General features: G+C 59.9%; 13 protein-coding genes. 8 read left to right on the plus strand and 5 right to left on the minus strand.

Annotated elements, in window-relative coordinates; translation table 11 throughout:
• Positions 1 to 65 precede the first annotated feature (65 nt).
• Positions 66 to 491 (plus strand): ferric iron uptake transcriptional regulator, encoded by a 426-nt coding sequence (gene fur / locus E4P32_RS11450; protein WP_029362949.1) that lies wholly within the window; start codon positions 66 to 68, stop codon positions 489 to 491.
• 156 nt (positions 492 to 647) lie between these two features.
• Here fur and hrcA read toward each other — a convergent pair whose 3' ends face one another.
• Together hrcA and E4P32_RS11460 are read right to left on the minus strand one after the other, a co-directional pair.
• Entirely contained in the window at positions 648 to 1685 is a 1038-nt protein-coding gene (hrcA, locus tag E4P32_RS11455; RefSeq protein ID WP_116434087.1) for a heat-inducible transcriptional repressor HrcA, read from the minus strand.
• 66 nt (positions 1686 to 1751) lie between these two features.
• Positions 1752 to 2441, minus strand: a complete 690-nt coding sequence (locus E4P32_RS11460; protein ID WP_116434086.1) for an HAD family hydrolase — start codon at positions 2439 to 2441, stop codon at positions 1752 to 1754.
• A gap of 44 nt (positions 2442 to 2485) precedes the next feature.
• On the opposite strand from E4P32_RS11460, the gene E4P32_RS11465 reads away from it, so the two are divergent.
• From E4P32_RS11465 to can, 7 genes are all read left to right on the plus strand, one after another.
• Positions 2486 to 3403 (plus strand): NAD kinase, encoded by a 918-nt coding sequence (locus E4P32_RS11465; protein WP_016832073.1) that lies wholly within the window; start codon positions 2486 to 2488, stop codon positions 3401 to 3403.
• A gap of 105 nt (positions 3404 to 3508) precedes the next feature.
• Entirely contained in the window at positions 3509 to 5155 is a 1647-nt protein-coding gene (gene recN, locus E4P32_RS11470; protein ID WP_116434085.1) for a DNA repair protein RecN, read from the plus strand.
• A 52-nt stretch (positions 5156 to 5207) separates the two neighbouring features.
• Positions 5208 to 6320: a ferrochelatase gene (gene hemH / locus E4P32_RS11475; RefSeq protein WP_116434084.1), complete on the plus strand. Its 1113-nt coding sequence runs from the start codon at positions 5208 to 5210 to the stop codon at positions 6318 to 6320.
• Between the two features lie 503 nt (positions 6321 to 6823).
• Entirely contained in the window at positions 6824 to 7366 is a 543-nt protein-coding gene (gene grpE, locus E4P32_RS11480; protein ID WP_116434083.1) for a nucleotide exchange factor GrpE, read from the plus strand.
• A 160-nt stretch (positions 7367 to 7526) separates the two neighbouring features.
• On the plus strand, positions 7527 to 9467 hold the full coding sequence (gene dnaK, locus E4P32_RS11485) for a molecular chaperone DnaK (RefSeq protein ID WP_116434082.1): 1941 nt from the start codon (positions 7527 to 7529) through the stop codon (positions 9465 to 9467).
• A gap of 245 nt (positions 9468 to 9712) precedes the next feature.
• Positions 9713 to 10846 (plus strand): molecular chaperone DnaJ, encoded by a 1134-nt coding sequence (dnaJ, locus tag E4P32_RS11490; protein ID WP_116434081.1) that lies wholly within the window; start codon positions 9713 to 9715, stop codon positions 10844 to 10846.
• Between the two features lie 286 nt (positions 10847 to 11132).
• The gene (gene can, locus E4P32_RS11495; RefSeq protein ID WP_116434080.1) at positions 11133 to 11825 is read left to right on the plus strand and encodes a carbonate dehydratase; all 693 of its coding nucleotides are present in this window, start codon (positions 11133 to 11135) and stop codon (positions 11823 to 11825) included.
• A 76-nt stretch (positions 11826 to 11901) separates the two neighbouring features.
• Here the strand turns inward: can and panB are convergent, their stop codons facing one another.
• The 3 genes from panB to E4P32_RS11510 form a co-directional block, all read right to left on the minus strand.
• On the minus strand, positions 11902 to 12735 hold the full coding sequence (panB, locus tag E4P32_RS11500; RefSeq protein ID WP_116434079.1) for a 3-methyl-2-oxobutanoate hydroxymethyltransferase: 834 nt from the start codon (positions 12733 to 12735) through the stop codon (positions 11902 to 11904).
• Between the two features lie 2 nt (positions 12736 to 12737).
• Entirely contained in the window at positions 12738 to 13379 is a 642-nt protein-coding gene (locus E4P32_RS11505) for a deoxynucleoside kinase (protein ID WP_116434078.1), read from the minus strand.
• A 117-nt stretch (positions 13380 to 13496) separates the two neighbouring features.
• Entirely contained in the window at positions 13497 to 13844 is a 348-nt protein-coding gene (locus E4P32_RS11510) for a DMT family protein (protein WP_116434077.1), read from the minus strand.
• Between the last annotated feature and the right edge of the window lie 203 nt (positions 13845 to 14047).

The following is a 14047-nucleotide window of genomic DNA, read 5'->3' on the forward strand; positions in this document are numbered from 1 at the left end:
AATTGGTTGAGCAATTGTGCTAAAACGCTATATGATAAAGCAGATAACCTGATTTTTACTGAAACATGCCTAATAATCCATCCGAACTGAAAGCCAGCGGCCTCAAGGCTACCTTGCCGCGTCTGAAAATCCTGGAAATCTTCCAAAACACCGAGGTGCGTCACCTCAGTGCGGAAGATGTCTACAAAATGCTGCTGGCGGACAATCTGGACGTCGGCCTGGCCACGGTCTACCGCGTGCTCACGCAGTTCGAGCAAGCCGGCCTGCTGCAGCGCAATCACTTTGAAACCGGCAAGGCCGTGTTCGAGCTCAACGAAGGCTCGCACCATGACCACTTGGTCTGCCTGGATTGCGGCAAGGTCGAGGAATTCTTCGATGCCGAAATCGAGAAGCGCCAGCTCAAGATTGCCCAAGAGCACGGTTTCGAGATCGCCGATCATGCGCTGGCCCTGTACGGCCATTGCAAGGATTGCCGCAAAACCAAAAAGTAAGCACTCATCGGGCCCGGCTCAATCGGACCCTGTTTGCAAAAAAGCCATCCCGCTGTCGCCGGATGGCTTTTTTATTGCTGCTGCGATGATGGCGGCCGAGGCTGTAAAGAAGGGTAAGCGGTGTGCAACAGTTCGCTGCAGTCCAACGGCTTCAACTCAATTGTTGTTGCCGCTGAGCGCGCTCGACAGCAGTTTGGCGGTGATGTCGACGATCGGAATCACGCGCTCGTAAGCCATGCGCGTGGGACCGATCACGCCCAGTGTGCCGACGATCTTGCCGTTGACTTCATATGGGGCCGTGACGATGCTCATGTCGTCCATCGGCACCAGCTGCGATTCGCCGCCGATGAAGATCTGCACGCCGGTGGCCTTGCTCGACACATCCAGCAACTGCATCAGGCTGGTCTTTTGCTCGAACATGTCGAACAGCTTGCGCAGCGAGGTCATGTTCGACGACAGATCGGCGACGCTCAGCAGATTGCGCTCGCCGGAAATCACCACGTTGTCGGATTCGTCCGCCATCGCATCGCTGCCGGCTTCAACGGCCGCCTGCATCAGGCTGGTCATGTCATCGCGCAACTGGCGCAGCTCGTTTTGCAGACGCAGGCGCACTTCGTCGAAGCCGAGACCGCCGTAATGCTGGTTGATGTAATTTGCCGCCTGCACCAATTGCGAAGGCGTGTAGTCCACCTCCGTCAACAGCAGGCGATTTTGCACGTCGCCGCCCGGGCCGACGATGACCAGCAAAATGCGTTTTTCGGAAAGGCGCAGAAATTCGATCTGCTTGAAGATCGACTCGCGCTTCGGCGTCATGACCACGCCGGCAAATTGCGACAGCGACGACAGCACTTGCGCCGCATTGGAAATGATCTTTTGCGGCGAGTTGATCTGCGAGCGCGATTGCAGTTTGGTCTCCAGCGTTGCCTCGTCAATCGCGTCCATCGACTCGATTGTCAGCAGCGTGTCGACAAAGACGCGGTAACCGCGCGGCGTCGGAATGCGCCCGGCGGAAGTGTGAGGACTGGCGACGAAGCCCATTTCCTCCAGGTCGGCCATGACGTTGCGGATGGTCGCCGGCGACAGTTCCAGTCCCGAAATCTTGGAGAGCGCGCGCGAGCCGACCGGCTGGCCGTCGGCGATGTACCGTTCGACCAGGGCCTTGAGCAGGGTTTGAGCGCGATTATCTAGTTGCATGTCTTCATTCTAACGAGGCGGGGCCAAGCGTGCCAACATCCCGCCATATATATCTGTTCCTGCGCACTATGGCGCCAGCCAGCGCGCCAGTTCGTTCAGATCGGTGCATACCGCATCGGGCCGGACGTGATCCGGCAGCTCGCGTTGGAAGCGGTTCATCCAGACGGCACGCAAGCCGGCTTGCTGGGCGCCAAGCACATCCAGCGTGAGGTCGTCGCCGACATAGACGGTGTGTTCCGGCGCCACGCCGAGCGCGGTGCAGGCGGCATGGAAGATGGCCGGATCTGGTTTGGCGGTGCCGAACTGGTGCGCGGCGATGGAGATTTCAAAATGCTCGGCCAGGCCGATGCGCGCCAGATCGGCGAAACCGTTCGACACGGTGCCCAGCTTCAGGCGCGGCTTCAACTGCTGCAGAGCGGGGACGACGTCGTCGAAGGGTGTGACGGCATTGCGGCCGGTAGTGAAAATCTCCATGGCGGGATCGGCCAGCGCCGGGTCTTCCCCATGCTCCGCCAGCACCGCGGTCAGCGCCGCATGGCGCAACGCCCACAGGTTGATCTGGTAGGCTGGATCGGTCTTGGCCAAAGCCTGCCGGCGCGCGCGCAGGCTGACGATGCTCTCGCGTTGCACCACGCCCGGCGCATGCTGGGTCAGCCATTCATACAGCCGGGTTTCGGCAAGGTGCAGCACCGGCTCGATCGCCCACAGCGTATCGTCGAGGTCGAACAGGACTGCCTGGATGTCGGTTTTGTTCATGAAAATCAATTCAAAGTCGTCTAAATTATGCTTTAATCCGCAGCATGTGGCCCATCAAATTACCCGTACAGGCGGCAACGCCCAAAACCATCGCAATCGTCGGCAAATATCATGCCGCCGGCATCGCGCAATCCCTTTCCGACATCGCCGCCTTCCTGGAGGCACACGGCCACACCATCGTGTTCGAAGCCGAGACCGCGCAGAACATCGCGCTGGAAGGCTATGACGCCATGTCGCCGGAACAGATCGGTCAGTTCGCCGACGCCGCCATCGTGGTCGGTGGCGACGGCACCATGCTCGGCATCGCGCGGCAACTGGCGCCGTTCAACGTGCCGCTGATCGGGATCAATCAGGGGCGGTTGGGCTTCATGACGGATATTTCGCTAGACCGCATGATACCGGTATTGGCCGATATGCTGGACGGCAAGGTCGATGTCGAGACACGCTCGCTGCTCGAAGCCACGGTGTTTCGCGACGGCGAACAGATTTTCAACGCGCTCGCTTTCAATGACGTGGTGGTCGCGCGCGGCGCCTCGTCCGGCATGGTCGAACTGACCGTGGAAGTTGACGGCCGCTTCATGTACAACCAGCGCTCCGACGGCCTGATCGTGGCCACGCCGACCGGCTCGACCGCGTATGCCCTGTCGGCCGGCGGCCCGCTCCTGCATCCGAGTCTGCACGGCATCGTGCTGGTGCCGATTGCGCCGCATGCCCTGTCGAACCGTCCGATCGTGATTCCTGATTCCTGCGAGATCTCGATCCAGGTCGTCAATGGCCGCGACATCAGCGCCAACTTCGACATGCAGTCGCTGACCAGCTTGTCGCACGGCGACCGCATCGTGATCCGGCGCTCGGCGCACAAGATCACCTTCCTGCATCCGGAAGGCTGGAGCTACTACGACACCTTGCGGCAAAAGCTGCACTGGAACGAATACCCGTCGGTTGAAGGCCGCCTGCAGTAAGCGGGCCATCTATAAGTACAATAGGCGCTTCGGCTGTTTTTCCATATGGTTCTCCCTACGGAAAGACGGCCGCCGACATTGATAAAACACCAAGTCCACCATCCCATGCTGCGTACCCTGTCGATTCGTGATTTCGTTATCGTCGATGCCATCGAACTTGAGTTCGCTCCCGGATTTTCCGTCTTCACCGGCGAAACCGGCGCCGGCAAATCCATCCTGATTGACGCCCTGGCGTTGGCGTTGGGCGGCCGCGGCGACGCCAGCGTGGTGCGCGAAGGCGCAGCCAAGGCCGACATCACGGCTGATTTCAGCGCCGGCTCCGACGTTGCCGCCTGGCTGGAAGCGCATGAATTCTCCGAAGAAGATGGCGGCGTGCTGCTGCGCCGCGTGATCGACAACGCCGGTCGCTCCAAAGCCTTCATCAACGGCATCGCCGCCACCGCGACGCAATTGCGCGAACTTGGCGAGTTGCTGGTCGACATCCACGGCCAGCACGCGCATCAGTCCCTGCTCAAGGCCGACGCCCAGCGCCAGTTGCTGGACAGCCAGGCCGGGTTGCTGGACGAAGCCAAAACCGTCGCCGCTGCATATAAAACCTGGCGCGCCTTGGCGAAACAGCGCGAAGAATTCGAAGTCAATGCCAAGAACGTTTTGCTTGAGCGCGAACGTCTCGAATGGCAGGTCAGCGAGCTCGAGAAGCTGGCCGTCAAGCCGGGCGAATGGAGCGACATCAGCAACGAACACAGCCGCCTGTCGCACGCCGCCAGCCTGATCGATGGCGCGCAGGAGGCACTGAGCGCGATCTCCGAATCGGATTCGCCGATCCTCTCGCAACTGTCATCACTGACGCAAAAGCTGGGCAAGCTGACCGACGTCGACGCCGCGCTCAAGCCGGTCATGGATGCGCTGGAACCGGCGCAGATCCAGTTGCAGGAAGCGGTCTACGCACTCAACGATTACCTGGGCCGGGTCGAGCTCGATCCGGCGCGTTTGCGGCAGGTGGACGGGCGGATGGAAGCAATCCACTCCACTGCGCGCAAATTCCGCGTGGCGCCCGACGATTTGCCGCAGGAGCACGCCAAACTGGCGGAAGAACTGAAGCAGTTGGCTGACGCCAGCGACCTCGACGCCTTGCGCGCACAGGAAGCAAAACTGCAGGCCGCCTACACCGGCGCCGCGCAGAAATTGTCCAAAGGCCGCACCAAGGCGGCCAAAGCATTGGGCGAAGCGGTCACTGCGGCGATGCAGGACCTGAGCATGTCGGGCGGGCGTTTCGCCATCGCGCTGGAAGCCTGCGAACCCGCTGCTTATGGCGTCGAACAGGTGGAATTCCTGGTGGCGGGGCATGCCGGCGTAGCGCCGCGGCCGTTGGCGAAAGTCGCCTCCGGCGGCGAACTGGCGCGCATCGCTCTGGCGATTTCAGTGATCGCATCGAGTTCGACGGCGACGCCGACCCTGATCTTCGACGAAGTCGACAGCGGCATCGGCGGCGGTGTGGCGGAAGTGGTCGGTCGCCTGTTGAAGCGCCTGGGCCAGGATCGCCAGGTCCTGTGCGTGACGCATTTGCCGCAAGTCGCCAGCCAAGGCAACCAGCACTTCCAGGTCAGCAAGCGCAACGACGCCGGCAAGACCGTGTCGCAGATCGAAGCGCTGGACGCCAAATCCCGCGTGGAAGAAATCGCACGCATGCTGGGCGGCCTGGAAATCACTGCGACCACGCGCAAGCATGCGCGCGAGCTGCTGGCGCTGTAAGGCCCGGCAGCACTATCTTCTTCCAGCCACCGCCAGACTTTCACGGATTTCCATGTCATTTCGCAAAGAACCCCCTTACATCCACGGCAGCAAGGTGCAGGCGCAGGCGGCCGTCGTGCTGGTCAATCTCGGCACGCCGGATGCGCCGACCGCGCGGGCAGTGCGGCGTTACCTGAAACAGTTTTTGTCAGACCCGCGTGTGGTGGAAATCCCGCGCGCCATCTGGTGGTTCATCCTCAACGGCATCATCCTGCCGTTTCGTTCAAGCAAGTCGGCCGAAAAATACGCTTCCATCTGGGACGCCGAAGGCTCGCCGCTGAGGATCAACACCGAGCGCCAGGCGGCCTTGCTGCGCGCGCGCCTGCTTGAGCGCGGCCACCGCGTCCACGTGACGCATGCGATGCGTTACGGCAGTCCGGCGGTGTCGGACGTGCTCGACGAACTCAAGGCGCAGGGTTGCGACCGCATCCTGATCCTGCCCGCCTATCCGCAGTATTCGGGCACCACGACTGCCTCGATCTTCGACGCCGTATTCCAGCATTTCGCCAAGGTGCGCAATGTCCCCGAACTGCGCCTGATCAAGCATTACCACGATCACGACGGCTATATCCAGGCGCTCAGGCAGTCGGTGCAGGCGCATTGGGACGCCAACGGCCAGCCGGACAAGCTGGTCATGAGTTTCCATGGCGTGCCCAAGCGTACGCTGCTGCTGGGCGACCCTTACCATTGTGAATGCTACAAGACCGCGCGTCTGCTGGCCGAAGCGCTGGGCCTGAGCGAGGCGGAATACGTGGTGACGTTCCAGTCGCGTTTCGGCAAGGCCGAGTGGCTCCAGCCCTACACTGCGCCGACCTTGCAGGAACTGGCGCGCCAGGGCGTGCAGCGCGTCGACGTCATGTGTCCGGGCTTCACCAGCGACTGCCTTGAGACGCTGGAAGAAATCGCCATGGAGGCCAAGGCTGAATTCCTGCACGCCGGCGGCCGTGAGTTCCATTTCATCTCATGCCTGAACGACGCGCCCGCCTGGGGCCAGGGCATGATGGAAATTGCCGAGCAGCATCTGATCGGCTGGCCGACGCTGGCTGGCGCCGCGCTGCGCGAAGAAGAACAAAAACAGGCCGCGACCTCCGCCGAACAGGCCCGCCGTCACGGCGCTACGCAATAGCGTCTGCACCGCAAACTGGACGAAACAGGGCTGCAGCCTGTTAAAATAGCGGGCTGCGTTGGTCTTGCATGCTGGAAATAAATTGCAGATCAGATGCGCCGTCCGGCACTGCGGGAAGAGATCCCGGTGTCGGCTTCACGTTTTGGCCTCAGTACAGCGCAACCAGTTGTGAATAGCTGATCCACGCTGCTGCCAGCAGGGTATAGGCAAGGATGGTGGCGGAGATAAGCGGCAATTTCATGACGTCTCCTTGAAAATTGGCGGGGAAAACTTAAATCGAGTTTGATCGCACCATCATAAATGTTGCATCGCAAACGCCTGTTTCAAGTGTAGTAAATTCTGTAACAAGACGTTAGAACGATTAGTTGGATGCCATATGACTTCTGGATATGGCCTCGGCGCGTAATAACCATTGAAAAACTAAGGTTAAGCCTCATGTGCAGCCCCAAGCGTCATCGGGCGCGTAAAACCTACCATACGTACCATGTCGGAGAGTATTAACTATGCAAGATACGGAAAAACCAGCGGAAAACGAAGCAGTGCAGGACGCGCAAGCGCAGGCACAGACATCTGAAGCCGGCGTCGAGCCGGGCCTGGAAGAGCAACTGATCGCCGCCGAAGCCAAGATCGCCGAGATGCAGGATGCTTTCCTGCGCGCCAAGGCCGAGGCCGAGAACATCCGTCGCCGCGCCCACGACGATATCAGCCGCGCCCACAAGTTTGCGATCGAAGGCTTTGCCGAGTCGCTGCTGTCGGTCAAGGACAGCCTTGAAATGGCGCTGAAGATCGAAACACCGTCGGTCGAATCGCTCAAGGAAGGCGTCGACATGACATTGAAGCAACTGTCGGCCGCGTTCGAGAAGAACAAACTGCTGGAAATCAGCCCGCAAGCCGGTGAAAAGCTGGATCCGATGAAGCATCAGGCAATTTCGGCCGTGCCGGCCGAGCAGGAAGCCAATACCGTCGTGACCGTTCTGCAAAAGGGTTACACCATCTCCGAACGCCTGCTGCGTCCGGCTCTGGTGACCGTTGCGCAGGGCAAGTAAGGATAAGTAAGCTGGCGCTGTACAGATAAAAACGATAAACGGCACAAAATTTGCTTTTAAGTGACACTCGCCGCTTGAAAGTCAGATTTTTCTCCACATATTAAAACTATCAAAACTATTGTTGTTCCCTAACAGGGACTTAAGGATCGAAGGAAAAATCATGGGCAAAATCATCGGTATTGACTTGGGTACTACCAACTCGTGCGTCTCCGTCATGGAAGGCGGCCAGCCGAAAGTCATCGAAAACTCCGAAGGCGCGCGTACCACGCCTTCCATCATCGCGTATCAGGAAGACGGCGAAGTGCTGGTTGGCGCACCTGCCAAACGCCAGGCCGTCACCAATCCTAAAAACACCATCTACGCCGCCAAGCGTCTGATCGGCCGCAAGTTCGACGAAAAAGAAGTGCAGAAGGACATCTCCCTGATGCCTTACGCCATCGTCAAGGCCGACAACGGCGACGCCTGGATCGGCGTGCGCGACAACAAGCTGGCGCCGCCGCAAATCTCCGCAGAAGTGCTGCGCAAGATGAAGAAGACTGCCGAAGACTACCTCGGCGAAGAAGTCACCGAAGCGGTCATTACTGTTCCTGCTTACTTCAATGACGCGCAACGTCAGGCAACCAAGGACGCCGGCCGTATCGCCGGTCTGGAAGTCAAGCGCATCATCAACGAACCGACTGCCGCAGCGCTGGCGTTCGGTTTGGACAAGACCGAAAAGGGCGACCGCAAGATCGCCGTGTATGACTTGGGCGGCGGTACTTTCGACGTCTCCATCATTGAAATCGCCGACGTCGATGGCGAGAAGCAATTCGAAGTGTTGTCCACCAACGGCGACACCTTCCTCGGCGGCGAAGACTTCGACCAACGCATCATCGATTACATCATCGACGAGTTCAAGAAGATCAACGGCCTCGACCTGTCGAAGGACGCGATCGCTCTGCAACGCATCAAGGCCTCGGCCGAGCGCGCCAAGATCGAACTGTCGTCGTCGCAGCAAACCGAAATCAACGAACCGTACATCGCCATGGCCAATGGCGCACCGGTCCACCTGAACCTGAAGATCACCCGCGCCAAGCTGGAATCGCTGGTGGAAGAACTGATCGCCAAGACCATCGAGCCATGCCGCACCGCCATCAAGGATGCCGGCGTCAAGGTCACCGACATCGACGACATCATTCTGGTCGGCGGCATGACCCGCATGCCGAAGGTGCAGGAGAAGGTCAAGGAGTTCTTCGGCAAGGAGCCGCGCAAGGACGTCAATCCGGATGAAGCGGTCGCCGTCGGCGCTGCGATTCAGGGTTCGGTGTTGTCGGGCGAACGCAAGGACTTGCTGCTGCTGGACGTCACACCACTGTCGCTGGGTATCGAAACCATGGGCGGCGTGATGACCAAGATGATCAAGAAGAACACGACCATCCCGACCAAGTTCAGCCAGGTGTTCTCGACTGCCGACGACAATCAGCCTGCGGTGACCATCAAGGTCTATCAGGGCGAGCGTGAAATGGCGGCCGGCAACAAGGGCCTGGGCGAATTCAATCTGGAAGGCATTCCACCTTCGCCGCGCGGCACGCCGCAAATCGAAGTGACCTTCGACATCGACGCCAACGGCATCTTGCACGTCGGCGCCAAGGACAAGGCCACCGGCAAGGAAAACAAGGTCACCATCAAGGCCAATTCCGGCTTGAATGAAGAAGAGATCGAAAAGATGGTGCGCGACGCCGAGGCCAACGCCGACGAAGACAAGCGTCTGAAGGAACTGGCCGAAACCCGCAATCAGGGCGACGCGCTGGTCCACTCGACACGCAAGGCGCTGACCGAATACGGCGACAAGCTGGAAGCCGGTGAGAAGGACGCCATCGAAGCCGCCATCAAGGAGCTGGAAGAAGTCCTGAAGGCGAACGACAAGGCCGCCATCGACGCCAAGACTGCAGCGCTGTCCGTGGCTGCGCAAAAGCTGGGCGAAAAGATGTACGCCGACCAGCAGGCGCAGCAAGCTGCGGCCGGCGGTGCTGCCGGCGCGGCAGGCGGTTCTGCGGGTGCCGGTGAATCGCGTCCGAAGGACGACGACGTGGTCGATGCCGACTTCAAGGAAGTGAAGTAATACGGATTGCGGGCGAAGGAGAAATTTCTCTTTCGCCCGCGGCCCGATGCAGTCATTCAGTTCAGCTTCAGATTTAGATTCGGATTCGGATTCGGATTAAATTCAGATTCAAATTCAGATACACGTCGGCCGGCTTTGCCGTCCGACACGCCGAGCAAGATGGTCGCAAGATCGTCTCTCGGCTTTTTCACATTGTTGGTTCTCGCGCAGGTGCGGGGAAGCCCAATAACAAGGTGTTATAAAACATGGCAAAACGTGACTTTTACGAAATCCTTGGTTTAGCGAAAAACGCGACCGACGACGAAATCAAGAAGGCTTATCGCAAGCTGGCGATGAAGCACCATCCTGACCGCAACCCTGACAGCAAGGGTGCGGAAGAGAAGTTCAAGGAGGTCAAGGAAGCCTACGAGATGTTGTCCGACGCGCAGAAGCGCGACGCCTACGATCGTTACGGCCATGCCGGCGTCGACCCCAACATGGGCGGCGGTGGCGGCGCGGGTGCGGGCGGCTTTGCCGACGCCTTCGGCGATATCTTCGGCGACATCTTCGGTGGTGGCGGCGGCGGTGGCCGCGGTCGCGGTGCGGGTCCGCAGGTGTATCGCGGCGCCGACTTGCGCTACAACCTCGAGATCACGCTGGAACAAGCTGCGCACGGTTTCGACACCACCATCCGCGTACCGTCCTGGGACGAGTGCGACACATGCCACGGTTCCGGCGCCAAGCCTGGTACTTCGCCGACCACCTGCGGCACTTGCGGCGGCCACGGCCAGGTACGCATGCAGCAGGGCTTCTTCAGCATCCAGCAGACGTGCCCGAAGTGCCACGGCAGCGGCAAGGTGATTCCCGAGCCATGCCCGACATGCGCCGGCGCCGGTCGCCTCAAGCGCAACAAGACGCTGGAAGTGAAGATTCCCGAAGGCATTGACGACGGCATGCGCATCCGTTCGTCCGGCAACGGCGAACCGGGCATGAACGGCGGTCCTCCGGGCGATCTGTATGTGGAAATTCACATCAAGCAACACGAAGTATTCCAGCGCGACGGCGACGACCTGCATTGCGAAATGCCGATCTCGTTCGCCAAGGCGGCATTGGGCGGCGACATCGAAGCGCCGACCCTGAGCGGCAAGGCCTCCTTCACGATTCCCGAAGGCACGCAATCGGGCAAGACCTTCCGCCTGCGCGGCAAGGGCATCAAGGGCGTGCGGTCCGGCTATGCCGGCGACCTGTTCTGCCACGTCGTGGTGGAAACACCGGTCAAGCTGACCGAGCGCCAGAAGGACCTGCTGCGCGAGTTCGAGAAACTGACGGCCGAAGGCGGCGCCAAGCATAGCCCGCAGACCAAGACCTGGAAAGACAAGGTCAAGGAATTCTTCGAGTAACCTGACAAGACCGGCGCCGCCGTTTGAGGCTGCGCCGGTTTTTGCGGCTTTTTTTCTATACAATGCAGTCGCGGCCCATGGTGCTGGTAACACAGTGCTCAGAACATGCGCCGCACATTTCCGGAAGACATCGTTAGCATGCGCCATCGGCCGCCCGGCCGCATCCAGCGCCCGCCGCGGCAAACACGGCGAACGTCCGGTCTTCTTTCATTCATCCTCATGCCCGCCGCGATCGGCCCTTTCGGGTGCGATGCGACTACAAGCGTGAAACTCGATCTTGCCGACTATGACAATACCAAGCCAACAAGACCAGGTTCAGCTGCAACTGCTGCAAGGCAACCGCCGCTGGGCAAGTGAAATCACCGCGCGAGATCCCGACTTCTTTTTGAAGCTCGGCTCGCAGCGTTCCCCCGAATATTTCTGGATCGGCTGTTCGGACAATCGCGTTCCGGCCAACGATCTGCTCGGCCTGTTGCCGGGTGAACTGTTCGTCCACCGCAACATCGCCAACGTGGTGGTGCATACCGATCTGAATTGCCTGTCGGTGCTGCAGTTCGCGGTTGACGTGCTGAAGGTCAAGCACATCATCATCTGCGGCCACTACGGCTGTGCCGGCGTCCAGGCTGCACTCACGAAGCGCCGCGTCGGCCTCGCCGACAACTGGCTGCAGCACGTGCAGGACGTCCATGAAAAGCACATCGGCTGCTTCCACGACCACATGTCGCAGGGTGATCAGCATGACCGCCTGTGCGAGCTCAACGTGCTCGAGCAGGTCGCCAACATCTGCCGCACCACCATCGTCACCGATGCCTGGGAACGCGGTCAGGAATTGAGCATCCATGCGCTGGTCTACGGCGTGCATGACGGCTTGCTGGAGGCCTTGTCGCCGACCATCAGCAACGTTGACGAATGCGGCAAGAACCTGGCCGTCAGCCTGGAGCGCTACAAGGATATCAAGGACATCAAGGACATTCGCTGAAGCGAAACCTCACCTTGAAAAGAAAAAGCCCGCGCGAGCGGGCTTTTTTACGACTGCGAATATCCAGGCAACGCGCTCAGAAGCAATGCTCCGCCCCCGGAAAACTCCCGTCCTTGACCGCCGCCACATAGCCGCGCACGGCATCTTCCACACTGGTCGCGCCGTCCATGAAATTCTTCACGAAGCGCGCCTTGTGGCCCGGGAATACGCCCAGCATGTCGTGCATCACCAGCACCTGGCCGGAGCAGTCCGGACCAGCACCGATGCCGATGGTGGGGATGCGCAACTGCGCCGTCACGTCCGCGCCAAGCGCCGCCGGGATCGCTTCAAGCACCAGCAGCGACGCGCCTGCCGCCTGCACGGCCCGGGCGTCGGCGTGCAGCAATTCAGCGCCTTCCAGTGTTTTCCCTTGTACTTTGAAACCGCCCATCTGATGCACCGATTGCGGCGTCAGGCCCAGGTGCGCGCAGACCGGGATGCCGCGTTCAGTCAGCAGGCGAATGGTGTCGGCCAGCCAGGCGCCGCCTTCGATCTTCACCATGTGCGCGCCGGCCTGCATCAGCTTCACGGCGTTGTCGAATGCCGCCAGCGGCGAGCCGTAGGCGCCGAACGGCATGTCGGCGATGATCAGCATGGACAGGTTGCCGCGCGCCACACTGGCGGTGTGATAGGCGATGTCCGTGATAGTCACCGGCAAGGTCGACTGGTGGCCTTGGCAGACCATGCCCAGCGAATCGCCGATCAGCACCGTGTCGACGCCGCTGCGGTCCATCAATGCTGAAAAGCTGGCGTCGTAACAGGTCAGCATCGTGATCTTGTCACCCTTGTCGCGCATCGCTTGCAGCGTGTGGATGGTGACGGCTTTCTTGCGTGCTGCCGGGCTTGGAGCGTCTTGCAGATAAGCGGCCATGGTTATTCTCCTCGGTTCAGGAATGCGCGCTTGCCGCGCATCTCGACGATGTGCGACAGCAGCAGCTCAAAATCCTCGTCGCTGTCGGCCATGTTCATGTGCTCGTTGTTGACGATCAGCAGCGGCGCGGCATCGTAGTTGTAGAAAAAGCGGCTGTAGCTGTCGCCCAGGCGCTGCAGGTAATCGTGCGAGATGGAAGCTTCCATCGGAATGCCGCGCTTGCGGATGCGCTCGACCAGCGTCTCCACCGGCGCCTGCAGATAGATCACCAGATCCGGCTGCACGGCATGCGTGCGCAGGTGCTGGTAAAGCTGTTCGTACAGTTTCAGTTCTTCATCGGCCAGCGTCAGGCGTGCGAACAGCGGATCTTTTTCCAGCAGGAAGTCGCCGACGAAGCGGGTGTTGAACAGGTCCGACTGCGCCAGCTCCTGCAATTGCTGGATGCGCTGGAACAGGAAAAACATCTGCGTCTGCAGCGCGTAACGGCCGGCGTCGCGGTAGAACTTTTCGAGGAAAGGATTTTCCTGCGGCTGTTCCAGCACGGACTGCACACCGAGACGTTCGGCCAGCTTGCGCGCCAGCGTGGTCTTGCCGACGCCGATCGGGCCTTCGATGACGATGTAGTGGTAACTGTCTAGATCCATTCTCGCTCTTGGCGGTTATTGCACCGCACACAGTGGCTGGGAGTCCGCATTGTACGAGAGTCGCGCTGCGCTGTCAGCGCGCTGTCAGAACCGGTTCCGTAAAACGATTGGCGCGCTTCAGCTGCGGAAAATGAAATACACCGCGCCCACCAGACACAGCGCAGCCCACACATAGTCGAGCTTGAACGGCTGCTGCATGTAAATCATTGCAAACGGCACGAACACCGTCAACGTGATCGCCTCCTGCATGATCTTCAGTTGCGCCAGGCTGAACTGGGTGTAGCCGATGCGGTTGGCGGGCACCTGCAACAAGTACTCGAACAGCGCGATCGACCAACTGATCAGCGCTGCGATCCACCAGGGCTTGGAGGCCAGGCTCTTGAGATGGCCGTACCAGGCGATGGTCATGAAAATATTCGACAACGCCAGCAAGCCGACGGTCTGTAACGCGACAGGAATTTGCATGGGATCAACGAGGGTAGTGAAGCTTGTTTCTGGATGGCAACGCATACTCTGACAAATCAAGCTGAATTCTGCCTCTATTCCGCCCACAGACCAAGTCCTCGGCGGTCCAGAATAGGGATGCAGAATATGACCGTCGAGATAGAACGTTGTTCTGCGGAAATTTTAATTATTCGTGACGAATGTATAAAAACCGGCGGCATGTT

The sequence above is a fragment of the Herbaspirillum sp. 3R11 genome (assembly GCF_004563925.1).
Taxonomy (GTDB): domain Bacteria; phylum Pseudomonadota; class Gammaproteobacteria; order Burkholderiales; family Burkholderiaceae_D; genus Herbaspirillum.